This is a genomic window from Acinetobacter sp. NIPH 1852 (genome assembly GCF_022549455.1).
GTDB lineage: Bacteria > Pseudomonadota > Gammaproteobacteria > Pseudomonadales > Moraxellaceae > Acinetobacter.
This window is the reverse complement of the sequence record NZ_JAKZGG010000012.1, coordinates 79,019-103,325: the sequence shown is the minus strand read 5'-3', so window position 1 is coordinate 103,325 and position 24,307 is coordinate 79,019. Positions and strand designations below refer to the sequence as shown.

Here is a 24,307-nt window from a genome sequence, read left to right as displayed (position 1 = left end):
TATGACGATTCCAATACGGTTACAAAACGCCTTACAACAGCAAGCAGCTTTGGCAGAAAAGGGGATTTATTTTTTACCCATTCGCCATCATAGCCCTGCCTGTGCCTATGCCACCTTACAGGCATTGCAACAATTACAGCCTCAGCATATTTTGATTGAAGCACCACGCTCATTTAATCGTTTGATTGCCGATTTGCAGCATACCGATAGTCGGCCGCCTTTAGCTGTATTGTGTCAAACAGAAATTATTGAACAAAAAGCTGATGCTAAAAAAGAGGATATAGGCGAACAAAAACAAACTCGCACTGCCTATTTTCCATTCTGTGATTATTCGCCTGAATGGGTAGCGTTACGTTATGCGCCAAAAATTGCTGCCAATGTCGAGTTTATTGATTTGGCTTGGACGAGTCAGGTGGCGCATGAACAGCAAAATGTTGCAGAACAAACATGGCAAACACGGAGTTTGCAACAAGAACGTTATTTAGCGCATAGCCAATATTTACAGGCATTGGCGCAAAAGCTGCATTGTCGTAATCATGATGAACTCTGGGATCATTTATTCGAGTTAAAACCCAAACAGCAGATGCAGGACTGGCAAGCTTTTTTTCATGAGGTGTTGGTCTGGTGTGCCATGTCACGACTGGATTATGAAGACAGTGTGTTAGAGGCTGATGCCTCCTTGATTCGTGAACAATGTATGTTGCAAAGCATTTTAGAGTGCGAGGCACAAAAAAAAGGCAAGATTTGTGTGGTTACGGGTGGTTTTCATACCTTGGCATTGATTGAAGAATTAGCAGCACAGTTATTGACAGAAAAATCAACAGCCAATGAAAAACCCAAGAAAATAAAAAAACTAAAATCCACAGATACAGATGATCAATCTTGGTTGATTCGATATAGTTTTGATCGTCTCGATGCTTTAAATGGTTATGCATCGGGAATGCCATCACCTGCATTTTACCAACGTTGTTGGCAACAGCTTGTTGATGATTCGAAAAATGAAATTGAACAAAGGCAAGCCTTAACCGTTGAATTATTATCTGATTTTTCCAAGCAACTTCGAGAACAGCAGATTTTAGACAGTAGTTTTATTACGGTGAAGAATGCCACTGAACAGGCAATTGGTCTGGCGGCTTTAAGGGGGCATCACCTGATTGGTCGTTTTGATTTGATCGATGCCTGTCAAAGCAGCTTTGTCAAAGGCAGTCTGGATGATGGGCAACAGGCATTTCAGCAATTGCTTCGGCAGATTCTGAGTGGGGCAAGTCTAGGACAAGTGGTGCAATCGACACAGACACCGCCTTTGCTGGCGCAGGTCTATGAATTGGCAAAAGTTCATCGTTTTAAACTGGATGAAACCACCACCAAACGAGCAAAACTAGATGTGTTTCGGAATGCTAAACACCGTTTGCGTAGCCGTTTTTTACATTTACTCGATTTTTTACAAGTCGGTTTTGCCAAGCCTGTCAGTGGACCTGATTTTTTAGGCGGTGGACGTTTACATTTGTTATTTGAAGAATGGGATTATGCTTGGACACCGCATGTTGAAGCACAACTGATTGAATTATCAGAATTAGGCAATGATTTGCATCGCATTGCAATACAGAGATTATTGCAATTGAAAGCGTCTTTCTCTCAGTCAGGGCAAGGACGATCTTCACATCTTGCCGTACAGCTTTTAATTCGTGCAGCATTGATGGGATTACAAAAACAAATCCCCATTTTATTTGCCGAAGTTGAACAATATTTACCCAACGACCCCGATTTAGATTCAGTGATTCAATGTGGGCAAAAATTGCTGAATTTATGGACAGGTAAAGATTTTCTGGCTTTTCAGCAACAACCTGAACTCAAGGCTTTATTGAAAAACGTTATTCCAACAGCCTTGTTTTTACTTTCCCAATTGGCAACACCACCTGAAGATCAGCAGCAACAGATTTTAAATCAACTGTTGCAATTGCGGAGTTTGGTGAAGCAGATTCAACGGATTATTGGTGTGAAAAGCAGTGGTGCAGAAACAGATTTATTAGCCCAATTTTATCAAACTTTACAGCGTTTACATGCCGACTGGCAGCAGCTCGATCTGTTGGCAGGTGCGGTAGATGCGTTGCGGTTTATTGATGGAAATTTATCTGAACATGAATTACAGCAATCGGTTCAGCAACATTTCGGTATCGGCGCAAGTCCTGAACATGCGGTGGCTTATCTGGCAGGCATGATGCAAAGCGCACCAGAATTATTATTGCGTTATCCCGTGATGTCGCAGTTACTCAATCAATTGTTAGATCAATGGGATGATGCAGCCTTTGTCGCGATCTTGCCTGATTTACGCCAAGCTTTTACGCATTTTAAACCGAAAGAGACAGCGAATTTTGCAGAACAGGTGGCGCAATTGAATGGGGTTTCGAGTTTGGATATTTCCCAATATAGCAGTGAGGTTTCTCAAGCTGAAATGTTGCAAGGGGTGCAGTTAAATCAGCAGCTACAGCAGTTTCTGGTTGAACAGAATTTACAAGGTTGGTTTGCATAATGAATGATTCAAATTCGCAAGATCTTTCTGCACGTTGGCGTTTAATTTTAGGACGTTATAGTGATCGTGCGCTGAATCAGGTTCAACTTGACGCGGATCAATTACGCTTGGAGCGAACATTAGACTATTTATATAACCGTGAATATGAAAGACGCGGGCAGGTTGCAGGAGAGTCTCGTCATGGTTCACTGGATGATTCGCAACTGACCGCAATTAACTGGTTGAATAATGCTCGCAAGCTCTTTCCGCAGAGTACTTTTGAACGTGTGCAAACTCAAGCGGTTGAACGCTATCAACTGGATGCTTTGCTCAAAGATCCACAAAGTTTACGCAGTTTAGAACCGACACCACAATTGGCAAAAGCCTTACTGACCATGCGTGGTCGTATGAATGTACAAACACGAGATGCAGTGCGTGACATTATAAAAACTGTGGTTGAGCAGATAGTGGCTCGATTAAAACCGAATTTTATCAATGCCATTCATGGTCGCCGGAACCGTTTTCGTCGTTCTCTGATAGCCAATAGCCAAAATTTTGATTGGCGCAGAACCATTCGGGAAAATCTAAAACATTATAATCAGGATATGAATAAGCTGATTATTCAGCAGCCTTTTTTTAATGCACGCGTGCAACGCCATTTACCGTGGACAGTGGTGCTCTGTGTCGACCAAAGTGGCTCGATGATGAACTCCGTCATGTACAGTGCCATTTGTGCCAGTATCCTAGCCAGTTTGCCTGCGGTCAAAGTGCATTTGGTGCTGTTCGATACCAATATTGTCGATTTATCCCACATGGCATCCGACCCTGTTGAAGTGTTGCTGACGGTACAGTTGGGTGGCGGCACTGATATTGCTAAAGCAGTCAATTATTGTGAACGTTTAATTATCCAACCACATCGCACCATTTTTACCTTGATCAGTGATTTTGAGGAAGGTGGGTCGGTGGCACATTTACTCAATGCAGTGAGTCGATTGCATAGCCAACAAGTGAAATTGCTAGGTTTGGCAGCGTTAGATGAACAGGCAAACCCTGTCTACGATATTCAAATGGCACAAAAACTCAATGAGCGAGGCATGTCAGTGGCAGCTTTAACGCCTGAACATTTTGCTGAATGGATGGCAGAGGTGATGCAATGAGTTGGCAACAACAATATTTAGCCTATGATCAAGACAGTCTCGCGACTTATGCCAATGCAGGATTAGTGCGTCGTGCATTAAAAGATATTGAAGCAGAAAAGGTGGTGTTACGTACTGAGCAAGCTGATCAAGTCAGCATTGAAAGTGATGGGCAACAGGTTTATTTATCTGCCACAGGTCTGGTCAATGCGGTGTGTTCTTGTCCTGCCACAGGTGCGTGTAAACATATTGTGGCAGCCGTATTATGGTTTCAAATACATTGTCAGTCGAAAGATGAATCCAATGATCAGGCTCAAGAAAATCAAATTTCTACTCCTAAAGATCAACCCAAAAATAATGTAACTGAACAGATAAAAATCAATCCACTAGATGAAATTTTGGCATTAGACCTTGACCACATCGCTAAAAAAATAGGCAGGGTACAGGCCCAAAAAGCCATTAAATATGCCCGACTTTGGCAGCAAGAACAGCAAACTGAATTGTTTGAAGATGACTATCGTTTAAAGATTCACATTGCCAGTATTAATGAAGACATCAGCTATATAGCAGGTACAGGTTTTGCAGGCATGTTATCCAATCTGGAAAAAGATCAACCTGCTTACCATTTAGCTGCGCTGAGTGAAGTTCAAAGATTACAAGGTAAATCATGGGCAGCATTGCAACTCAGTGAAGCGGAAAACCCAGCAATTTTAAGTGAAAGTGAACGCCAGTTTGTTGTTGAATTACAAGATGATTTAAATCAATTATTAGAATTTGGTTTGTCGCATGTCAATGACAGCACAGCTCGACAATTGCACTTACTCAATATGTCAGCACGTAGCGAAGCCTTACCACGATTAGCTGCCATGTTGAGACAACTCAGCGGTCAAGTCAGCCGTTTATTGCAACGAGATGAGCATAGTTCTGAGCAAGACACTTTACTGTATCTAGCGCAAATGCGTGCTTATCTTTATCAACTACAACAGGCACAGGGCGAACAATTACTTTCCCTAAGAGGAAAAATCCGACAGCAATATCAAGTCGATGAACAACAGCCTGATTTGGAATTACTTCCTCTAGGTGCACGTTGGTGGCGTACCCAAGGTGGTGCGAGAGGACTGACGCTGTATTTCTCTGAATTAGAAAACGCTAAGACTTTTGAAGTCACGGTGGCGCGGGCAGAGAATAATGATCCGAATTTTAATCGTTATAATGCGTGGTCACAGCACAGTATCTGGATGCTGACTGCTCAACAACTGATGCAGAAAACTGTACGTTTGCAACAACCACGTTTTGGTGAAGATGGACGGTTATCGGCATCGGGACAAAGTCGTGCATTACCATTAAATAGCCTAAGCAAGATTGAAGATTTTGGCCTATATCAACAGATGGGTTTTAATCATTGGCAGACCGTACAACAGCACTGGCAACAACAAATGCAAACTGTAGAGGGGATTGATCATACAATTTTATTGAATATTTCCCGTTATGATGCACCGCAAGTGGATGAAATCGAACAATGTCTATGGTGGAATGTCTATGATCAGCAAGGTTCTGTGATTCATTTACGTCTGGACTGGAAAATGCAGGAGTTGGATAAAATTCGTCAGCTTGAACGTGTTTGTGGCCAAATGATTCAAGTTTCATCGATCTTTGCTCATGCTCGAATACAGGGACATCAACTGGTTTTATCACCAATCAGTTTACTGATCACTCAAAATGATAAAACTCGACTGTTTCATCTCGATTTTGATCAATTGGCTGAACCAAAAAAGACCTTAAAAGAAAGTCTGATTGGACGTATTGAACAATTAATGGCAAAGAAAAAACAGCAAGCAAAATTTGCTTCTACCCAAATCAGTTTGAGCCAAAAGGTGTGTGAACCGATTTTAGAAGTATTACTCAGTCTTGTTTGTTCAGGGCGTTTGCAATTGAGTACTTCGCAGATTGAAACGCTACAGCGACAGAGCCAACTGGCTCAGGACGCAGGGTTGAGTTTATTAACTAAACAAATCGACTTAATTCTCGCTACCACACGATTGAATACAGATTTAATTTTACGGCTAGTTTATATCTGTGATTTAACACTAAAGATGCAAATTAATCTTCCCATACAGTTAAAAACAGGATGATTTAGCTTTTGCAATTTATGGTTATGTATAATTTTGCATAAATATAGATTTATGTGAACTGTTAGACAATATATATGCAATTGGTTGAGAAATGATCTAAAATGCACAGCAAGAACGAACAGGTCAAGATGTCACTTAAATGAATGGCACTCTGTTGTTTATTGCAAATTATTTAAAAAACTTTTGCAATATAAATGGCTGTTGGCTTGATCGTAATACGCAAGATTTGTAGAGCAGTTTCGAAGGGGAAAGCTATGTTGGAATCGAGAAATCTAATCGTCCTAGATCAAACTCTTGTCTTAACCAAAGAGGGCAAACATGATTTAGTGTATGAAAATGATACGTTGCTTAAAGTAAAAATGATTTCAAATCAGCATATTGTCGTAGAAGATGATCATCAGACCAGTTTCGTATTAAAACAACAAGATGAAAATGTTGTTTGGTCTTTTTTCTAATGGATCAATAATATGTATCTTATGTTTGTATCTAGATATTTATCCTATTAAATATTTAATTTGATTTCTTAAGTTCTACCAATATCGGACAGCAATCATTTTCTGTGCTTTTACAGTCATCGAGCCAAGTTGAAAGGCGTTGTTTGAGTCCTTGTAACTCCTGAATTCTCTCATCAATCTTGCTTAAACGTTGCTCGATGACCTGACGGACTTGGATACGATCGTCTAAATTTAAGGTCAATAATTCTTTAATTTCATTGAGTTGTAAGCCTGCATCTTTGGCTTTTTGGATGAAACTCAATGTCTCCAAATCTTGTTGATGATAATAACGATAGCTTTGCTTGGTTTCGGGCACGCGCATTAAACCAATCCGTTGATAATAACGAATCGTTTCGACATTGATATCACATGCCTTTGCTAATTTACCGATGGTAAGTTCCACGCTATGCTCCTAAAATCATGCATTTAAAAATCATTCTCAAAAGTGCTTGACTCTGTACCTAGGTACAGACTTTATCCTAAGCCTATCGCGTAATAAAAGATAGGTCGAACCATGACTCAACATGAGACTTCATCATGCTGTTCAAAAGACAAGCAAGTTAAAAAAAATGCCAGTGACGATGCTAAAACAGCGCAAGTAAATGAATCCGTCAATGCTACATCTTGTTGTGGGCCAAAACCCATTGAACCAAAGAAAAGTTCATGCTGTGGCTCTAAAGCAGAATCGCAACCCATTAAAGAACAAGAAAAAAAATCATCCTGTTGCGGTGGAGGACAAAGCCATCAACACCATGTCGCCGCCGATGGCCAAACCGAGATCGATCCAGTCTGTGGCATGTCAGTCAAGACCACGACTGATTTAAAAACTGACTACCAAGCAAAAACTTATTATTTCTGTAACCCTTCCTGCTTAGAGAAATTTAAACATGATCCAGCGTTTTATTTAATTCCTGTGGATCAGCGCCCAGTACCCGAAGGGGCAATGGATATGGATTATACCTGTCCAATGGACCCAGAGATTGTGCAAAAAGGGCCGGGTACTTGTCCGATTTGCGGTATGGCACTTGAACCCATGCAACCGACTTTAGATGAAGGTCCAAATCCAGAACTGGTTGATTTCAGTCGGCGTTTTTGGACAACCTTACCTTTAAGTTTATTGGTGATGATCTTAGCGATGGGCTCACATATTCACGCTTTTATCTCACCGCATATTCAACCGTGGATTGAGTTAGTTCTCAGTTTACCTGTGGTGTTATGGGCGGGTTATCCGATTCTACAACGGTGTTGGGTGTCTTATAAAACAGGGCATCTCAATATGTGGAGTCTGATCGGTGTGGGTGTACTCGCTGCATTTATTTATAGCGTGGTTGCAACGGTCTTTCCATCTGTGATTCCTGTTGAAGCCAAGACAGGACATGGGGTCGCTGTGTATTTTGAAGCGGCCTGTATGATTGTTTCCTTAAGTTTACTCGGACAGGTTCTTGAGCTTAAAGCACGTTCCCAAACGGCAAACTCATTGAAAGCACTGCTACGTTTACAACCTGCCAAAGCCAAATTGGTGCAGCACGACCAAGTTGTGGATGTTGATATTGCTATGGTCAAACAAAGTGATATTTTACAAATCGCATCGGGTGAGCAAATCCCTTTAGATGGTGTTGTGGTTGATGGAAAAACCTATGTCGATGAGTCGATGATGACAGGTGAACCTGTGCCTGTGAAAAAGCAAAAAGATGATCAAGTGATTGGTGGAACAATCAATCAACAAGGTTCTATTCGTATTCAAACGACTGCTGTCGGGAACAATACCACTTTAGCCAAAATGATTCAGACTGTAGCGGATGCACAGCGTTCCAAAGCACCATTGCAACGTATCGCGGATGTTGTGGCGAAATATTTTGTGATTGCGGTGCTCACGATCAGCGTGTTGACGTTCATTGCATGGATGGTTTTTGGTCAAGCACAGTTTGATTTGGCTTTGATGTGTGCGGTAGCCGTTTTAATTATTGCCTGTCCATGTGCTTTAGGCTTAGCAACACCAATGTCAGTGATGGCAACCACAGGTCGCGCAGCGCAAAAAGGGGTGCTATTCAAAGATGCTGAAGCGATTGAAGCATTAAGCAAAGTAAACACCCTGATTATTGATAAAACAGGCACATTGACTGAAGGTAAACCAAGCTTAAAAGAAATTCAGCCTTTATCAAAAACCTATACTCAAGCCCAAATTGAACTGTGGATTGCTTCGATTGAACAATATTCAAGCCATCCGATTGCTCAGACTTTGACTAAATTGGTGGATGCAAATCAATTGCTTAATGTGGCTGACTTTGAAGATGTGACTGGTTTTGGTGTAAAGGGCAATATTAATGGCAAAACGCTATATATTGGCAGTCAGAAATTGGTTGAGCAGCTTGATTTAACACTCAGTGATGACTTAAGCAAAATGCTAGACCAAAAACGTTCGCAAGGCGATGTGATTAGTTTCTTGATGTCAGAACAGGAGTTGATTGCTTACGTTTCGATTCATGATGCGATTAAACAAAATGCCAAAGCGGTGATCGACCAACTCCATGCTGATGGCATAGAAGTGATTATGGCGACAGGTGATCATGCGAAAAATGCACAGATGGTCGCTAATGTTTTAGGAATCAAACAGGTTCATGGCAATCTTGATCCGAAGCAAAAACTTGAGATCGTCAAACTGGCGCAAGCGCAAGGCAAGATCGTCGCAATGGCAGGGGATGGAATTAATGATGCACCCGCACTTGCACAGGCCAATGTTGGGATTGCGATGGGTACAGGCACTGATATCGCTAAACAAACGGCACAAGTCACCTTAGTCAAAGGCGATATGCAAGGGATTGGTCAAGCGTTGCATATGGCGAAACTTGGTGTAAGAAATATGAAACAGAATCTTGCATTTTCCTTTGTTTATAATGGATTGGGGGTGCCTGTAGCAGCAGGAATATTCTTTCCATTGACTGGGTTATTACTTACACCAATGTTTGCAGCAGTGGCGATGTCGCTGAGTTCATTGTCTGTTGTAGTGAATGCCTTGCGCCTAAACCGCTCTTAAGCTTTCTCTTTTCACTGTTGTAAGTTCGCTGTCTGGTTTTATAGCTAGACAGCTTTTTTATGGGCTAATATGACTATTCTGCCCAAAGCTAAAGTCATTGGGTCAATTTTATTTGCGTGTGATTTGCTTAGTGTCAAATGATAATTCACAGGAGTGAAAAAATGTTTGTGCGACAACAACAAAAATGGCAATACAACACTTTGATCCGATCATTCTCGCTTGCATCTACATTGGCAGCTTCATTACTGATCTCATCTACTTTACACGCTGCGCCACCAGCCGAGAAGCTTGATCTCACTTTATCTCAGCATTCGCAGAATAAAATCAAAACTTTGCTCAATGATCCAAAGATTTGGAAACAGATTCCCAAACAAGTGACTTTATGTGTGTATTCACCGAATGGGGAACATGGTGAGGCATTTCAACAAGCCACCAGTTATATCAGTGAATTACCCCGTATTGTACGTATTGCTAAACAATATGGGGTCAATATGAATATTACTCGACCTTCCAATTTACAGCTCAAGATTGATCTGGACTATCCAAAATTAAAACAAAATGCGTCGACTATGGTGACACTCAAAGTCTATACCAATGAGGGGGTATTAACGGAAGACTTTCGCAGCAAACGCTGTGATGGTGCGGGGATTAGTAATTTAAGAGCAAGACAGTTTAATCCATTTGTAGGAAGTATTGATGCGATTGGTGCATTACAGAACTACAAGCAACTTACCTCAGTGATTCAATTATTAGCTCATCCTAAATTCGACGACAAAATGATCAATCATGATTATGAGGTCGTGGGGGTTGTGCCGCTTGGTGCTGCTTATATTATGGTGAGTGATCGAAATATTAATACACTCGCAAAAGCCGCTGGACGAAAAATCGCAGTATTTTCATTTGATCCAACACAAAAGAAGTTAGCTCAAAATGTCGGTGCACAAGCGATTTCAGTGGATTTAGCAACTGTAGGACCCAAATTCAACAATAGAGAAGTCGAAATCATGGCTGGTCCAGCGATTTTGTTTGATCCACTGGAATTACATAAAGGCATGACGGATAAATCAGGAAAAATTGCAGGTGGGATTATTCGTTTTCCTGTTGTACAGGTTACAGGTACTTTGATCATGCATCGCAATAAATTCCCAGCGGGAATGGGACCGATTGCACGAGAAATCATCTCTAAACAATTGCAGCCTGCCTTTGATTTTGTAGATAAAATTGAAAAAGATATTCCTGAAAAATACTGGATGGATATTTATGAGAGTGAAAAACCTGGTTATATGCGACTGATGCGAGAAGCACGTATTCAAATGACCAAAGAAGGTTACTACGATAAAGACATGATGAAGTTGCTGAAACAAGTCCGTTGTTCGCAGCAGCCGACGCATTATGAATGTGCATTGAATGATGAGTGATTTTTATAGTCAGACCAATGTCTAGAATTCTACGGAAAGAGTAGAGGTTATTTAGATATAAAATTTTATTAGCGAGCTGTTAGCTCATACGATCAGTAGTAATGTAAATGTTGGGATATGCCATAAAGCTTTCTGATGAGAGTTTTATGGCATTTTATTTAAGTGGTCTAGAGATTGTTGCCACTCCTTTAAAGCATGAAATTATAGCAAGACTAAGCAATCCATTGCTCAAACCATATTCGTCGCTCGCTATGATAAATTCAAGTAAAATAAGATATTAGCCAATTTATTAATTTGACATTTTTGACATCAATTTGTCTTCCTCTTCGGTCAATTTTTTTATAGCTCTTTCTCTCATACTTAAAATGTCTTGATAAATTCAAGATGATGTTAACCCTTTAATTCGTTTTATTTTTGGTCAAATTTGTACTACAAAGCATGTTAGACATAAAGATATATGAGAGGGGGGATAGCTGAAATATTGAGTAAAGTTTAATAGAGGTTCTGAAATGTCACGATTATTCCCAAAACAAATTGTTGCTCCAAAACCATTGCATGAGATGATTGACTATTCAGGAAAAAGAAATGGTCGACCTTTTGATGTCGAAACGGAAACGCATACACCTCAAGGAAAATATACTTGTGTTCACTATGGTGTGATGATTCCTAATCTCCCTGCACCCTTTAATTTTTTGAACCTTTTAACCGTGGTTGGACAACCTCGAGTTAAAATTTTTCGTAACGAACATTTAATTAAAACTTCAAGTATTGATACAGCAAATGTATTAATTGGTACAGCTATAGGAACAAAAGACTATTTTAATGGTTATAGCGTCAAAAATGACTGTGCTTTAGTAAGTAATGGTTCATCTTTATGTTTTGGTCGAGATTTATTGTTAGAAGGGACTTATCCTAATTTTCATGCTTATCGTGAAGGGCATGAATTTAATTTTGATTTGAAAATCACTGCAACTGATAAAGTTGCAAACTTTGCTGAGTTAACTTTCGGTTTATATAATCATTGGGCTTTACTCTGCCAATACGAAGGTTATCTCGAATATCAAGGCAAGAAAACCCACGTCGAGGGTTTGTGTACCTATGAATATGCACGTGCAATAGATTTCAATTTGCATATGAACTATTTTACATATCATATTTTAAATATCGATGAGAAAACTCAGGTTCTTTTAGTTGAGGTACTTGGTCCATTGAATCTTGTCTTACAACGCCGTGTGTATATTCGTGCGATTGATGATCATGGAAGTATTCATTCTGAAGACTTTAAATTGGAAGTTCATGAGTTTGAATCACAACGCTCTATAACGCCTAATGGTTTATCTATGCGTTTACCTCGAACTTTTTCATGGAGTGTGAATGATGAAAAAGGTAAGCCTTTAATATGTATTGATGGCCTAGCAAATGGCGATTTTCAGTATGGTATGGCAGGTGGTTACGCAGGAAGTTATCAATATAAAGGTACGTTTCGAGGTCAAACAATAGAAGGTACTGGTTATATTGAATATCTGGATACGCGGACAAAATAATCTAAATTATGCAGCCGCAGCAAGCATTGATGAAATATCAACAGATGCTAGTTTAATCATAAGTCTAATATCTAAAGAATTGATCATTAAAATTACAGAAATGATTTATCTTATGAGAGATATTCTTTTATAAGGTAAATCATGAGTATCATTCTTGAACTCAAAAATAAACTACAAAAACAGAAGATAGGCTTGAATCGGCCTGCAACATGGCAAGAGGTTTTGGCTTTTGAATATGTGGTGCGAGGAAGATTTAGAAAAATAAAAAACACTCCAGAGATGCCGCTGCATGTCGTTACCCTTGAACCCTAAAGTTCAAGGTGGAGGGCGCCGCATACTTGCTGGGTTTTCTGCACGGGGCAGACATACACTCTAAATATACAGAACACCATCCTAAAGTGATGATATCGGCTCAGGGGAATCGGACCCGCTGGCGAACATCCTAGAGATAGACTTAGTATAACTGATCTTGACCTGATGACAATGTTTGCATGTAAAGATACTTACTAATTGATGAGGCTTTGTGCAATCACCATGTTTATTGAACAGTTTGCTCTACATCTTCCAAAATCGTTTGGAGTAGGTGTTCGCAGTGTGCGTATTGCTGTAAAGATTTATTTAAAGCAAATACTTCCTGTGCCATTTGTAGTGCAACCATGATGACCAACTTGTTGTGTTCCACTCTAGGTGCACTACGACGCATGTCATGGAATTTTTGATTGAGCAATTCAGCAGCGCGTTCTAACTCTTCGCGCTTATCTTCTGTGGTGTTCAGCCGGAAAGTTTGTTCAATTAAGCGCAATTCGACAACGATAGGTTCACTCATGATTAAGATTCCTCGTGAGTTTCAGCAATCGGGTGGGCAAGCTGCTGAATTTCTTGTGCATGTTGATCTTGTGCTGTACCTAAGATTGCGAGACGTTGAATAATCGCTTCAACTTTAGCCTTCGCTAATTCATTTTTCTGTAATAAGCGGTCACGATCTTGTTGTAGATCTTGGATTTCTTGCTGATTATTACGTTGTTGTGCTTGTAACTTTTCTTTCATTACACGCAAATCATTACGTTCAGCCAAGATTTCTTGGAAACGATTTTTTAGATCAGTGGTACTTTTCTCTAAACGGCTATAGCGTTCAGCCAAAGTTGTTGCATCATTATTCAGTTGTTTAAATTGATCTTGTAACTGAGTCAGTTGTTCAGTTAAGTTATCAACTTCATCCTGTTTTTGCGTGATGATGCTATTCTTCTGCACAATTTGTGCATGATGTTCAGTTGCAGCTAATTGTTTAGCTTCAGTAAGCGATGTGTTTTCTCGCTCTATATGGCGTAGGCGTGTTTTTAAAACGCCAATATGCGCTTGTAGACGCTGTAATTGTTCTAACATAACGAAGGTCGCACAGAGTTGCAATCAAAGGTAATATATACAGCAGTATAGAGATTGGATAAACGAATGCAAGACGATATTTCAGGTTGGAACGAATGGAATGCTCATTTTAAGGGAATTGAAGAAATTTCAAGCCCAAGTGAGTTACATGGGTTGCTAACAGGTATAGTTTGTGTGACACAAGCGCCGACAACTGATGAATGGTCACAAATCTTAAACACCTTAAATGTACCTGCATTGACAGCAGAAGCATTAGAAAGTTTAACGGTTGAAGCAGAGGATGTATCGCATGCTTTATCTGATGATGAACTCGACTATTTACCAATGCTACCAGATGATAGTCATTCGCTTGAAGAACGTGTAAGCGCATTGGCAGATTGGTGTGCAGGGGTGGTTTTGGGTTTTGGTTTAGCTTGCGGTCGTATTCGTGGCGATGAACAAGAACTGATTGAACATTTACAAGAAGTTGCAGCCGTTGAGTTTGAAGATTCAGATAATGATGAAGAAGGTGAAGAAAGTTATCTGGAACTGTATGAGTTTGTGCGTCTTATACCAGTAAGTTTATCAATAGGTCGGACAAAAATGCCTATAGCTGAAAGTTCTTTGCTACAAAACTTTCATGCGAAAAGCAGAAACCAAGATACCGCAGTTGATCCGCAAACAGTCGTTGAAATGTTTACCCCACATCGTCCGAGTTAACTCGGGCGCTGCCTTGAAACTTTATCATTAAAGATACTTACAATCCTTCATCTTCATCAGTAGGGCGATATGAAACTCAATCAAGCAGATTTTAAACAACGCCGCGATCTTCTCGCTGAGAAAATGGGCAGTAATAGCATTGCCGTGATTGCGACCCGAGCAGAAATGTATCGTAATCGTGATGCTGATTATAAATATCGTGCAGACAGTAGTTTTTATTATCTCACTGGATTTGCAGAGCCAGAAGCAGTTGCCATTATTGAAACCTTTGAAGAAGGTGAAGAATATAGCTATAGCCTGTTCTGTCGTGAACGTAACCGTGAAATGGAAATCTGGAATGGTTATCGTGCTGGAGTCGACGGTGCAGTTGAAATCTATGATGCAGATGAAGCTTATGCAATTGATTTATTAGATGAAGAAATTATCGAGAAGTTATTAAATAAACAGCGTCTTTACTATCGTATGGGGCAAAATGCTGAATTTGATGCGAAAGTAAGCCAATGGATTCAGAAAGTGGACGCACAACAGCGTCGTGGTGGTACTGCACCTGCTGAAATGATTCAACTTGATCGTATTGTCGATGAAATGCGTTTGAAAAAATCAGCGCAGGAAATTGAGCTGATGCAGATCGCATCCAATATCAGCGCAGAAGCCCATACTCGTGCCATGCAAACTGTGAAGCCAAATATGATGGAGTATGCCTTAGAAGCAGAGCTCAATTATATTTTTGGAAAAAATGGTTGTGTACCTGCCTACAATAGCATTGTGGGTGGCGGTGAAAATGCCTGTATTTTGCATTATGTTGAAAATAATAAGCCGTTAAAAGATGGTGATTTAGTCTTGATTGATGCAGCTTGTGAATATGAATTTTATGCCTCGGATATCACCCGTACTTTCCCTGTAAATGGCAAGTTTAGTCCTGAGCAAAAAGCTTTATACAATATTGTTTTGGATGCCCAGCTTGCTGCGATTGATGCCACTCGTATTGGCAATAATTATAAATATCCGCATGAAGTGGCGGTGAAGATATTAACCCAAGGTTTGGTTGATCTTGGTCTACTCAATGGTGATGTAGATGAGTTGGTTGAAAGTGAAGCTTTCCGTCAATTCTTCATGCATGGGACAGGTCATTGGCTTGGTATGGATGTGCATGATGTCGGTGCCTACAAAATTGGCGAAGACTGGCGTGCTTATGAAGCAGGTATGGTGGTCACAGTTGAGCCGGGCTTATATGTTGCACCAGATGATGAAACGGTTGATGCCAAGTGGCGTGGTATCGGTATTCGTATTGAAGATGATGTTGTCGTGACTGAAAATGGTCCACTCGTTCTCACTAAAAACGTAGTGAAAACCGTTGAGGAAATTGAAAGTTTGATGGCAAGTCATTAAGTAGAGGTTGAGAAAAAGGCTTATCGATTGATAGGCCTTTTTATTTACCCTGGGTTTAACTTAAAATTTTTCTAACTTATTGAAAAAAATATCTTTGTGGAATCTTCTTGAGAAATTATCCAATTTTAGGATAAGCCTTCAGCTGGACCTACTTTTGTTTCGGCATGAGGAGCGAAGCTCCGCAAGGGCAACCATCTTGCGCAGCTACATCGCTGCTCACCGCAAAACTCGTTGATTGCCGTCAGCTAATTTAATGAGTCGCAGAAACAATACCTTATTAATGGAGTCCTGTCTCAAACAGTTGCGGATGACATTTCCGAGTATCATATTATTGTCGAACTCAAATTATTTAGTTTGATGCTCAAAATAACTTTTGACGATATTTTAAAAACACAGACCAAACAAAGTACAAATTCCCTTCCTGAGTTGAGTTAGAGTAAGATAGTCCCGAAACGTCAAGTCATGAAAAACTGATAAGGAATAATATTATGCAGCAACAAGTCATCATTGTCGGTGGGGGTATGGTTGGACTCAGCCTTGCTTTAATGTTGGCAAAATCTAATATCGAGGTAAAGCTATTAGAAGCTGTGAAATATCCAAATTATGACGATGAAAACCTTGCGCCTTATCATTCTAGTTTTGATGCAAGAAATACTGCATTGTCACGCCGTAGTGTTCAGATTTACCAAAAACTAGGTTTATGGGATGCCTTGCAACAACATGCAACGCCAATTCTTCAAGTCCATATCACTGAACAGGGCAGCTTTGGTAAGGCGCGCTTAGTTGCAGAACAAGAAAAAGTAGAAAGCTTTGGACAAGTGATTGAGAACGCTTGGCTTGGTCGGGTATTGTTGACCCAAGTTCGTCAACACCCATTGATTGAATTGATTGATGGTGTCCAAGTGACTTCATTGGCTCAAGATGAAGAGCATGTACACATTGAAGCCATGCGAAATGGCGAGTATATCCATTCATTGAAATCAAAATTAGTGATTGCTGCGGATGGTCGTGATTCATTCTGTCGTCAAGCAATAGGCATTGGTGTATATGAACATGATTATGATCAAGTTGCGATTGTCACCACCGTACAAACCTCTAAACCACATCAACAAGTCGGTTTTGAACGTTTTAGTGCGTTAGGACCGTTGGCACTCTTACCTTTACCGGGTGAGTACCGCCGTTCTGTGGTATTTCCTGTAAAAAAAGGCACAGAACAGCCATTCTTAGGTGAGGAAAATGATCAATATTTCCTTGATACCTTGCAACAAACCTATGGTGATCGTGCTGGGAAGTTTGAAAAAACTGGTAAACGTTTCTGCTACCCATTGTCACAAGTTTTAGCACATAAACAAGCAGTGGGGCGAGTGGTGTTGATGGGCAATGCAGCACATACCATTCACCCCGTCGCAGGACAAGGTTTTAACCTGTGTTTGCGTGATGCTGATGTCTTGGTTCGCTTCTTAATGGAACAATTGGCGAAGTCTGATGATATTGGTCAGCCAGATAATTTACTCGCTTATGAACAAGCGCGTTTAAAAGATCAGCAACGTGTGATTAAGTTCTGTGATTCCGTGGTGCGTGGTTTTAGCAATCAAAACCCAATCCTCAAATTAATACGTAATACAGGATTGGTTGCCTTTGACGTGATTCCGGGCATTAAGCCGTTGGTTGCCAATTATGCAATGGGGCTGAAAGCATGAGTGAAATGTTAGATGTGGTCATTGTCGGAGGTGGCTTGGTCGGTGGCTTAACCGCCTTGCTATTGGCACAAGGAGGCGTGCAAGCAACAGTATTGGATGCTGCGCCTGTACTGGATCAACAAAATACACTTGCGGTGATGAATCCTCGGGTACTGGCACTCAGTCAAGCCACCATTCATTTACTGAAAACGGTTAATGTGTGGGATGATTTAGCACGTCAAATGCCGTATTCAGGCATGCAAGTTTGGAATAAAAATGGCTATGGCGAGATCAATTTTGGACATGCATCTGAGCAACCACCACAGCCTGATCAAGCGTTAGGCTCAATGGTAGAGCCAAGTGTTTTAAATGTTGCTATTCAACAAAAAATGCTACAGCAACTCAAAGACTACCGTACCCAAGTTAAAGTGATTCGGATTGAGCAAATTCCGCAAGGTTGGTCGATTGAATTGGCTGATGGGACTACGCTTAAAACCAAATTATTGATTGGTGCTGATGGTGCGAACTCATTTGTGCGTGAACAGGCTTATATCGATTTAGATGTATTGGACTATCAACAAGCTGCAATCAGTTGTGCGATTAAAACCACACAACCAAATCAATATGTCGCACGTCAAATTTTCTTGCCGACTGGGCCACTGGCTTATTTACCAATGGCAAGTCTTGATGCCCAAGAAAATGGCTATTGGCAATCGATTGTCTGGACTTTGCCTGATGATTATGCCGATGAATATTCAGCATTCTCTGACCAAGAGTTTATGCAATTGCTGACTCGAGAAAGCTTACAAATGCTTGGTGAAGTGGTTGAAGTGCGTTCACGCGCACAGTTTCCACTCAAAGCTCGTGCTGCACAGCGCTACATTAAATCAGGCTTGGCATTGATTGGGGATGCAGCACATGTGATTCATCCTTTAGCTGGGCAAGGTGTCAATATTGGTTGCTTAGATGCAGCAGTACTCTGCGATGTATTACTACAAGATTTAAAACGTGGTGTGTGGGCAAATGAGCAGACTTTGTTACGTTACGAGCACCAACGTAAAGGGCAGAACGACGCCATGATGCACAGCATGTCTGCGATTGGTTGGTTGGAAAGTTCTGAGTTATTTCCGTTCGTGTGGGCGAGAAACTTCGGTTTAAAACAGGTCGAACAATTCGATTGGTTCAAAGATCGTTTTATGCAGCAAGCGAATGGTTTAAAGGCCTTACAAGCAACGAGATACGCTTGCTAAAAAATAGTAGATATTTTTTAAACAATCATTTATAAATCAGAGTGAATTTGGTCGAAAAAAACACGATTTAACAAATATTGTGCTTTGCGAAATGATGAGAGCTTGTTAAATTTCACCAAGTTCTGATGACCAAATAACGATGATGAAAGATCAGTCATTGTGGGGAGAGTAATATGACGGAAATGAATGATTACGACGAAAACACAGAAGACTCTGCTGTTGACGATGATGAGGCAAAAGCTGCCGAAAACGGTGCAGATAGTGAAGAATCTTCTGCTGCCAATGATATTGATCTTGCCGAAGCAGAAAGCCTAACCGTGACTGCTAAGCAAAAACAACGTCAAGCATTAGAGGATGAAGTTGCTGCATTCTTGGCACGTGGTGGGCGAATTGTCGAAGTGCCGCCAGGCGAACACGAAGATTAAGTTTTTATCTCCCTTGTGCTGTGGTTAACACAGTGCTCCCAATTACAGTGGGACTCCTCCCTTTCAGAAAGGGAGGTTGGGAGGGATTTCAATGGATATTATGCTTTCTTGTGTTGATGCGATTCATGTTCACACTCAAGCGGATGATTTAGTTCTTTTAAAATCCCACATTGTTCAATGGTACGATGCTGTGAACATTGCTGTTTGAGATGGGTTAAATCTTGCTTGAGATGTTCTAGGTTCTTAATTTTTTGGGAAACCTCTGCAAGGTATTGATCAATCAGATGATCGACTTCCTCACAGGTTTGATTTGGACTTTTTGCTAAATCTTTTAACTTTTGAATATCCTGTATGGTGATTCCGAGCTCTCGGCAATGTTTAACGAAAAACAAATCCGAAAGTATCTGTTCAGAATAATAACGATAATTTCCCGAGGTACGTTGTACTTTTTCTAAAAGCCCAATTTTTTCATAATAACGAAGTGTATCGACTGATACGCCTGACTTTTTTGCCAATTGCCCAATTGTAAAATTTGCCATGCTTGACTCTGGAGTTACTCTAGGGTTTTAAATCACTATAAAACATAGTGTGAGAAAAGTCATGGCAGGATGTGGATGTAATACAACACCTTCAACGCAAATCATTAGTCCAAGGTTTAGAAAAGCATTGTGGATTGCTTTGTTTCTGAATGCTGGGATGTTTTTTGTAGAAATTATTGGTGGTTCTCATGCACGTTCAGTTGCTTTATGGGCAGATGCGCTGGATTTCGCTGGTGACGCTGCAAACTACGCAATCTCTTTGGCAGTGCTCTCTATGAGTTTATATTGGAGAGCAACTGCAGCATTACTCAAAGGATTGACGATGGCGGCGTTTGGTATTTTTGTGATCGTAAAAGTACTTTGGTCATGGTGGCTTGGCGTGATCCCTGAACCGATGTTAATGGGACTCATTGGTGTGCTGGCGCTCGTGGTGAACGTAGCAGTAGCATTGATGTTGTATGCATTCCGCGATGGGGATGCCAATATGCGTTCAGTTTGGCTTTGTAGCCGCAATGATGCGATTGCGAACTTAGCGATTATTATCGCTGCAGTCGGTGTATTTGGAACAGGAACAATGTTTCCAGACTTAATCGTAGCATTTATTATTGCTTATTTAGGTGTCTCTTCAGGTTACTCTGTGATTAAACAGTCACTGCGAGAAAGAAAGCAGTCCAAAGCTGTGTTAGGTCATAATGTATAAATCAATTTAGTCAGCAAAAAAGTATCATACCGCCATGATACTTTTTTGCTTCGAAAATGAATTAGAGCAGCAGAGATACTGCAATGCTCCACATCATACAGCCGATCATAAAATCTAAAACTTTCCATGCTTTTGGATTACTAAACAGCGGTTTCAAGAGTCTTGAGCCATAACCCAGACTAAAAAAGAAAATCCATGAAGCCACAATACTTCCAAGTGCAAAACTGATCTTATCTTCAAATTGAGTTGCAACTGATCCAATCAGTATGATGGTATCTAGATAGACATGTGGATTTAGCCAAGTAAAGGCAAGACCTGTTAAGAGCACCTGAGTCAAAGTCTGTTTATGGTTGCTCTCCAGTTGCATCGTTTGAGTCGTTTTAAATGCAGCGTAAAATGCTTTAGTACCATAAACCAATAAAAATGTTGCACCTAAATACTTGGCAATCGTAACTAAAAGCGGTGACGCCGTCATCAATTCAGCGAAACCCAACACACCAAGTGCAATTAAGATCGAGTCAGAGAGTGCGCACAGGAAACACAACCAAAAGACATATTGTTGCTTGAGTCCTTGTTTTAGAACAAAAGCATTTTGAACGCCGATCGCAACAATGAGACCGCTGCCAATACCAAAACCTTTAAAAAAAACGCTAAGAGAGAGCATATCAATAAAACAAAAAAACAGATGTGAGAATTATCTGACTTTTAAATACAAAATAAGTAAAATTAAGAATATTTAGGTTTAACTAAAAATAATTTAGGTTTGTCTATGTTAGATAGTAAGCAATGTGAAGCCTTTCTTGCAGTCGCAGAAGTAGGAAGTTTTGATGCTGCTGGCGAGCAATTATATATTACGCCTTCCGCTGTCTCGTTACGCGTACAGGCTTTAGAGAAATATCTAGGTCAGATTTTAATTATCCGTGGTCGACCAAGTGTGCTCACCAAAGCTGGGCAAACCCTGTTGCAGCATTTACGTCATACGCGGCTCATGGAACAAAATCTTTTACAAGGTTTGATGGGGAAAACATCTGACTCCGAATTTTATAAGATTGCGTTGGCTTCAAATGCAGACTCATTGGCAACTTGGCTTTTGCCGAGTATTCAGCCCACACTGTTTAAAGAAAAAATCGTATTGGAATTAAAAATTGACGACCAGTCGCATACGCACACGTTATTAGAAACAGGTCAGGTCAATGCCTGTATCTCTGCGGAAGAGCAGGTCATGTCAGGTTGTTTGGCTCAGCCATTAGGCAAAATGCGTTATAAAATGTTGGCTTCTGCTGATTTTGCTGCGTATTGGTTTCGACAGGGAGTGAATAGGGAAAGCCTAAGAAATGCGCCCGCAGTGATTTTTAACCATAAAGATCTGATGCACTCAGAGATGCTGTTGAAGTGTTTTGGATTGCCAATGCAAAGTTATCCTTATCATTTTATTCCGTCAACAGATGCATTTGTGAAAGCAATTCAACTCGGTTTAGGTTTTGGAATGGCTCCTGAAATTCAGGTTCATTCCTTATTAAGCAGTGGCGCATTTGTAGAGATCATGCCTGAAGCTCAACTCGACATTCCTTTATATTGGCATCACTGGAAACGGCAGTCTAAACAACTTGATCTGTTGACAGAAACAATTGTGCAGGCAGCTAAAAAATTATTGATATAGTTATTTGGGATTTTCTAAGAAATCTATGTTGTTTAAAAGAGATGCAAGGTAATGCTGTGCAGTGTTCATCACCTTGCTCAAATCAAGACGACTACGCTTGGGTCAACTCCAAAGCACGTTGATAAGCGATTTTCTTTTTGATTCCTGTCAAATCCGCAGCCAATTGTGATGCAGCTTTAACCGAGAGATCTTGCAATAAACGCATGAGCAACTCGTCTAATTTTTCTTGTTCCATGTCTTTAACTTCTAATGCCCCACCAACAACAACGACAATTTCACCTTTTTGTTGGTTATGATCATTTTCAATAAAGCTAACCAATTCTTTGAGGGTCATTTTCTTGATGGTTTCAAAGGTTTTAGTAATTTCACGCGCAAAACCAACGGGTCGATCTTCACCAAAGACCTGAGCCATATTTTTAATACTGTCTAAAATCCGATGTGGAGCTTCATAGAAAATCAAGGTTTGCGTTTCATTTTTAAGTTTTTCGAGTTGGCTGATGCGTTGCGATGCCTTTGACGGTAAAAATCCTTCAAAACTAAAACGATCGCTCGGTAAACCGACGGCACTTAAAGCAGCAATAGCCGCACATGCACCAGGTACAGGAATCACGCGAATACCATGTGCTTGCGCAGCACGAACCAATTTAAAACCAGGATCACTAATAAGGGGCGTACCAGCATCACTAATTAAAGCAACTGATTCGCCTTTTAACATTTTTTGGAGAAGTTGATCAATTTTGTTACTTTCGTTGTGATCATGACACGCCGTAAGCGGAGTTGCGATATTATAGTGCTTGAATAACTGAGCAGATTGACGAGTATCTTCTGCTGCAACCACCGAGACTGATTTTAAAATATCGATTGCACGGAAAGTCATATCATCCAAGTGCCCAATCGGGGTTGCTACAACAAATAATTGAGCACTCATAAAAGGTAACTCCATAATGTATTTAAAAAAATATTGGCTGCTACTCAGTTTGGCAGCATTGATTAGCCCCGCTTATGCGGACGTGTTGGTGATTCTACCTGAATCTGGTGCAATGGCGCGAGCTGGTGACAGCATTAAACGAGGTTACTTGAGTGCTTATACAGCATCAGGCAGTAAAGAAAAAATTATTTTTGTTGATTCAGCAAAAAGTAGCATCGAACAGATTTTTAAGACAAGGGTGAATAAGAAGACGCGGTTGGTGGTTGGGCCATTGGCACGATCTGAAATTGAAACGGTGATAAAATTGAAGCCGAAAATTCCAGTTTTAAGCTTAAATGATGTCAATACGCAAGTAAACAATGTTTGGCAATTTAGCTTAGCCAAACAACATGATGCAGTGGCTTTAAACAAATTACTTGAAAAAGACCAGATCAAGAAACTATTGATCTTACGCCAAGCGGGAACAGAATCTGCTACTGAATTGCTTATGATGGCGCTGATGTCTGAATCTAGATCTGAGATCGAAGTTGTCAATGAGCTGCCGAAAAAATTAGCAAAAAAAACAGGCTTGCTACTACTTGGCGATCATCAATGGATGGAGCAATTAGGTCCATTACCCAAACAAAATATTTATGCGACACCACTCAGCATCGAACAGGGCAAGCATATACCAAACGGATTGCGTTTTTGCGATACTCCAGCTTTGTACAATGGGCAATGGGCAGATTTAATTGAAGCCTATAAAGAACAACCTGAAAATATGGCATTTCAAAGACTACTTGCCTTTGGTGGAGATGCATGGACGATCAGTCAACAGTTTTTATCGAGTCCGATAGATCCGCAGTTTTCATTTGAGGGTCGGACGGGTGCAATCGAAGTGAAAGCTGGGGTGATTAACAGACAGCCATTTTGTTATGAACAACAAAAAAATGGGATTCATATTTTAAAATAAGATCACTGTATGATGAAACAACAGTCAAATTTATTGGGGCAATGGGCAGAACAAACCGCAATGTCATTGCTCCGTTCACATGGTTATCAATGTGTAAATCAAAACTATCATTCACGGTTTGGCGAAATTGATTTAATTGTAAAACGTGGAAAAGAGCTTGTTTTTGTTGAAGTAAAAGCGAGGTCATCAGGGAGTTATGCACAGGCTATCGAAGTGATTTCAAATGCACAGCGGCGTAAGATTATTAAAACTGCTCAGTTCTTTTTACAAAGATATCCGAGTTATGGAGACTTTGATTGTCGTTTTGATGTGATTTGTTTTGATTTTCCACAGAAAATTGCAAAAACAGTACAACCAGATTTTTCAAAATTGCAGTATGATCAGCAATGGATTGAACATGCATTTATTTTAGATTAATTGTGGCAATAACGGTCTG

At 40.4% G+C, this 24,307-nt stretch carries 22 protein-coding genes, 1 other RNA gene and 1 pseudogene; 17 read left to right on the top strand and 7 right to left on the bottom strand.

Going from position 1 to position 24,307, the window contains the following annotated elements:
• Window position 1 precedes the first annotated feature (1 nt).
• From MMO38_RS11140 to MMO38_RS11125, 4 genes are all read left to right on the top strand, one after another.
• Window positions 2–2,530, top strand: a complete 2,529-nt coding sequence (locus tag MMO38_RS11140; RefSeq protein WP_241323591.1) for a DUF5682 family protein — start codon at window positions 2–4, stop codon at window positions 2,528–2,530.
• On the top strand, window positions 2,530–3,666 hold the full coding sequence (locus MMO38_RS11135; protein ID WP_241323580.1) for a VWA domain-containing protein: 1,137 nt from the start codon (window positions 2,530–2,532) through the stop codon (window positions 3,664–3,666). The genes MMO38_RS11140 and MMO38_RS11135 overlap by 1 nt, the downstream gene beginning before the upstream one ends.
• The gene (locus MMO38_RS11130) at window positions 3,663–5,777 is read left to right on the top strand and encodes a hypothetical protein (protein ID WP_241323579.1); all 2,115 of its coding nucleotides are present in this window, start codon (window positions 3,663–3,665) and stop codon (window positions 5,775–5,777) included. Before MMO38_RS11135 ends, MMO38_RS11130 begins: the two co-directional genes overlap by 4 nt.
• Window positions 5,778–6,031: 254 nt before the next feature.
• Window positions 6,032–6,232, top strand: coding sequence for a hypothetical protein (locus MMO38_RS11125; RefSeq protein WP_241323578.1), 201 nt, complete (start codon window positions 6,032–6,034; stop codon window positions 6,230–6,232).
• A 55-nt stretch (window positions 6,233–6,287) separates the two neighbouring features.
• Here the strand turns inward: MMO38_RS11125 and MMO38_RS11120 are convergent, their stop codons facing one another.
• On the bottom strand, window positions 6,288–6,674 hold the full coding sequence (locus tag MMO38_RS11120) for a MerR family transcriptional regulator (protein WP_241323577.1): 387 nt from the start codon (window positions 6,672–6,674) through the stop codon (window positions 6,288–6,290).
• A gap of 111 nt (window positions 6,675–6,785) precedes the next feature.
• Here MMO38_RS11120 and MMO38_RS11115 point away from each other — a divergent pair, with 111 nt between their 5' ends.
• From MMO38_RS11115 to MMO38_RS11100, 4 genes and pseudogenes are all read left to right on the top strand, one after another.
• On the top strand, window positions 6,786–9,305 hold the full coding sequence (locus MMO38_RS11115; RefSeq protein ID WP_241323576.1) for a heavy metal translocating P-type ATPase: 2,520 nt from the start codon (window positions 6,786–6,788) through the stop codon (window positions 9,303–9,305).
• A gap of 161 nt (window positions 9,306–9,466) precedes the next feature.
• On the top strand, window positions 9,467–10,723 hold the full coding sequence (locus MMO38_RS11110; RefSeq protein ID WP_241323575.1) for a putative solute-binding protein: 1,257 nt from the start codon (window positions 9,467–9,469) through the stop codon (window positions 10,721–10,723).
• Window positions 10,724–11,232: 509 nt separating this feature from the next.
• Complete coding sequence (locus tag MMO38_RS11105; RefSeq protein WP_241323574.1) at window positions 11,233–12,267, top strand: DUF6670 family protein; 1,035 nt, start codon at window positions 11,233–11,235, stop codon at window positions 12,265–12,267.
• A 141-nt stretch (window positions 12,268–12,408) separates the two neighbouring features.
• Window positions 12,409–12,504: pseudogene (locus MMO38_RS11100) on the top strand (SMI1/KNR4 family protein); the annotation flags it as partial.
• Window positions 12,505–12,533: 29 nt separating this feature from the next.
• Here the strand turns inward: MMO38_RS11100 and ssrS are convergent.
• The 3 genes from ssrS to MMO38_RS11085 form a co-directional block, all read right to left on the bottom strand.
• A non-coding RNA gene (gene ssrS / locus MMO38_RS11095) (6S RNA) lies at window positions 12,534–12,719 on the bottom strand.
• An 86-nt stretch (window positions 12,720–12,805) separates the two neighbouring features.
• Window positions 12,806–13,093 carry a cell division protein ZapA gene (locus tag MMO38_RS11090; RefSeq protein ID WP_004670486.1) on the bottom strand — a complete coding sequence of 96 codons (288 nt, stop codon included), beginning with the start codon at window positions 13,091–13,093 and terminating at the stop codon, window positions 12,806–12,808.
• 2 nt (window positions 13,094–13,095) lie between these two features.
• The gene (locus MMO38_RS11085) at window positions 13,096–13,650 is read right to left on the bottom strand and encodes a hypothetical protein (RefSeq protein WP_004670487.1); all 555 of its coding nucleotides are present in this window, start codon (window positions 13,648–13,650) and stop codon (window positions 13,096–13,098) included.
• 66 nt (window positions 13,651–13,716) lie between these two features.
• Between MMO38_RS11085 and MMO38_RS11080 the strand changes: the two genes are divergently transcribed.
• The 5 genes from MMO38_RS11080 (at window position 13,717) to MMO38_RS11060 (ending at window position 19,092) form a co-directional block, all read left to right on the top strand.
• Complete coding sequence (locus tag MMO38_RS11080) at window positions 13,717–14,349, top strand: UPF0149 family protein (RefSeq protein ID WP_241323573.1); 633 nt, start codon at window positions 13,717–13,719, stop codon at window positions 14,347–14,349.
• Between the two features lie 69 nt (window positions 14,350–14,418).
• Complete coding sequence (pepP, locus tag MMO38_RS11075) at window positions 14,419–15,738, top strand: Xaa-Pro aminopeptidase (RefSeq protein WP_241323572.1); 1,320 nt, start codon at window positions 14,419–14,421, stop codon at window positions 15,736–15,738.
• 488 nt (window positions 15,739–16,226) lie between these two features.
• Window positions 16,227–17,438 (top strand): 2-octaprenyl-6-methoxyphenyl hydroxylase, encoded by a 1,212-nt coding sequence (gene ubiH / locus MMO38_RS11070; RefSeq protein ID WP_241323571.1) that lies wholly within the window; start codon window positions 16,227–16,229, stop codon window positions 17,436–17,438.
• Window positions 17,435–18,667 carry an FAD-dependent monooxygenase gene (locus tag MMO38_RS11065; RefSeq protein WP_241323570.1) on the top strand — a complete coding sequence of 411 codons (1,233 nt, stop codon included), beginning with the start codon at window positions 17,435–17,437 and terminating at the stop codon, window positions 18,665–18,667. The genes ubiH and MMO38_RS11065 overlap by 4 nt, the downstream gene beginning before the upstream one ends.
• Window positions 18,668–18,840: 173 nt before the next feature.
• Window positions 18,841–19,092 (top strand): hypothetical protein, encoded by a 252-nt coding sequence (locus MMO38_RS11060; protein ID WP_004670492.1) that lies wholly within the window; start codon window positions 18,841–18,843, stop codon window positions 19,090–19,092.
• Between the two features lie 98 nt (window positions 19,093–19,190).
• On the opposite strand, the gene MMO38_RS11055 is transcribed toward MMO38_RS11060, so the two are convergent.
• The gene (locus tag MMO38_RS11055; RefSeq protein WP_004670493.1) at window positions 19,191–19,631 is read right to left on the bottom strand and encodes a MerR family transcriptional regulator; all 441 of its coding nucleotides are present in this window, start codon (window positions 19,629–19,631) and stop codon (window positions 19,191–19,193) included.
• Between the two features lie 61 nt (window positions 19,632–19,692).
• Between MMO38_RS11055 and MMO38_RS11050 the strand changes: the two genes are divergently transcribed.
• Window positions 19,693–20,331, top strand: a complete 639-nt coding sequence (locus MMO38_RS11050; protein ID WP_004670494.1) for a cation transporter — start codon at window positions 19,693–19,695, stop codon at window positions 20,329–20,331.
• Window positions 20,332–20,392: 61 nt separating this feature from the next.
• Here the strand turns inward: MMO38_RS11050 and MMO38_RS11045 are convergent, their stop codons facing one another.
• On the bottom strand, window positions 20,393–20,995 hold the full coding sequence (locus tag MMO38_RS11045; RefSeq protein WP_241323569.1) for a LysE/ArgO family amino acid transporter: 603 nt from the start codon (window positions 20,993–20,995) through the stop codon (window positions 20,393–20,395).
• A gap of 105 nt (window positions 20,996–21,100) precedes the next feature.
• On the opposite strand from MMO38_RS11045, the gene MMO38_RS11040 reads away from it, so the two are divergent.
• Window positions 21,101–21,991, top strand: a complete 891-nt coding sequence (locus MMO38_RS11040; protein WP_241323568.1) for a LysR family transcriptional regulator ArgP — start codon at window positions 21,101–21,103, stop codon at window positions 21,989–21,991.
• A gap of 91 nt (window positions 21,992–22,082) precedes the next feature.
• Here the strand turns inward: MMO38_RS11040 and rsmI are convergent, their stop codons facing one another.
• Window positions 22,083–22,919, bottom strand: coding sequence for a 16S rRNA (cytidine(1402)-2'-O)-methyltransferase (gene rsmI, locus MMO38_RS11035; protein ID WP_241323567.1), 837 nt, complete (start codon window positions 22,917–22,919; stop codon window positions 22,083–22,085).
• Between the two features lie 16 nt (window positions 22,920–22,935).
• Between rsmI and MMO38_RS11030 the strand changes: the two genes are divergently transcribed.
• Window positions 22,936–23,871, top strand: a complete 936-nt coding sequence (locus MMO38_RS11030; protein WP_241323566.1) for a penicillin-binding protein activator — start codon at window positions 22,936–22,938, stop codon at window positions 23,869–23,871.
• Window positions 23,872–23,883: 12 nt separating this feature from the next.
• On the top strand, window positions 23,884–24,288 hold the full coding sequence (locus MMO38_RS11025) for a YraN family protein (protein WP_241323590.1): 405 nt from the start codon (window positions 23,884–23,886) through the stop codon (window positions 24,286–24,288).
• Window positions 24,289–24,307 lie beyond the last annotated feature (19 nt).

Bases quoted from the DNA above. Each gene is read 5' to 3' on its own strand.
- MMO38_RS11040 (WP_241323568.1), top strand. From the start codon at position 21,101: ATGTTAGATAGTAAGCAATGTGAAGCCTTTCTTGCAGTCGCAGAAGTA.
- MMO38_RS11080 (WP_241323573.1), top strand. From the start codon at position 13,717: ATGCAAGACGATATTTCAGGTTGGAACGAATGGAATGCTCATTTTAAG.
- MMO38_RS11025 (WP_241323590.1), top strand. From the start codon at position 23,884: ATGAAACAACAGTCAAATTTATTGGGGCAATGGGCAGAACAAACCGCA.
- MMO38_RS11055 (WP_004670493.1), bottom strand. From the start codon at position 19,631: ATGGCAAATTTTACAATTGGGCAATTGGCAAAAAAGTCAGGCGTATCA.
- MMO38_RS11060 (WP_004670492.1), top strand. From the start codon at position 18,841: ATGACGGAAATGAATGATTACGACGAAAACACAGAAGACTCTGCTGTT.
- MMO38_RS11030 (WP_241323566.1), top strand. From the start codon at position 22,936: ATGTATTTAAAAAAATATTGGCTGCTACTCAGTTTGGCAGCATTGATT.
- MMO38_RS11135 (WP_241323580.1), top strand. From the start codon at position 2,530: ATGAATGATTCAAATTCGCAAGATCTTTCTGCACGTTGGCGTTTAATT.
- MMO38_RS11065 (WP_241323570.1), top strand. From the start codon at position 17,435: ATGAGTGAAATGTTAGATGTGGTCATTGTCGGAGGTGGCTTGGTCGGT.
- MMO38_RS11125 (WP_241323578.1), top strand. From the start codon at position 6,032: ATGTTGGAATCGAGAAATCTAATCGTCCTAGATCAAACTCTTGTCTTA.
- MMO38_RS11085 (WP_004670487.1), bottom strand. From the start codon at position 13,650: ATGTTAGAACAATTACAGCGTCTACAAGCGCATATTGGCGTTTTAAAA.
- MMO38_RS11110 (WP_241323575.1), top strand. From the start codon at position 9,467: ATGTTTGTGCGACAACAACAAAAATGGCAATACAACACTTTGATCCGA.
- MMO38_RS11140 (WP_241323591.1), top strand. From the start codon at position 2: ATGACGATTCCAATACGGTTACAAAACGCCTTACAACAGCAAGCAGCT.
- MMO38_RS11050 (WP_004670494.1), top strand. From the start codon at position 19,693: ATGGCAGGATGTGGATGTAATACAACACCTTCAACGCAAATCATTAGT.
- MMO38_RS11130 (WP_241323579.1), top strand. From the start codon at position 3,663: ATGAGTTGGCAACAACAATATTTAGCCTATGATCAAGACAGTCTCGCG.
- pepP (WP_241323572.1), top strand. From the start codon at position 14,419: ATGAAACTCAATCAAGCAGATTTTAAACAACGCCGCGATCTTCTCGCT.
- rsmI (WP_241323567.1), bottom strand. From the start codon at position 22,919: ATGAGTGCTCAATTATTTGTTGTAGCAACCCCGATTGGGCACTTGGAT.
- MMO38_RS11115 (WP_241323576.1), top strand. From the start codon at position 6,786: ATGACTCAACATGAGACTTCATCATGCTGTTCAAAAGACAAGCAAGTT.
- ubiH (WP_241323571.1), top strand. From the start codon at position 16,227: ATGCAGCAACAAGTCATCATTGTCGGTGGGGGTATGGTTGGACTCAGC.
- MMO38_RS11090 (WP_004670486.1), bottom strand. From the start codon at position 13,093: ATGAGTGAACCTATCGTTGTCGAATTGCGCTTAATTGAACAAACTTTC.
- MMO38_RS11045 (WP_241323569.1), bottom strand. From the start codon at position 20,995: ATGCTCTCTCTTAGCGTTTTTTTTAAAGGTTTTGGTATTGGCAGCGGT.
- MMO38_RS11105 (WP_241323574.1), top strand. From the start codon at position 11,233: ATGTCACGATTATTCCCAAAACAAATTGTTGCTCCAAAACCATTGCAT.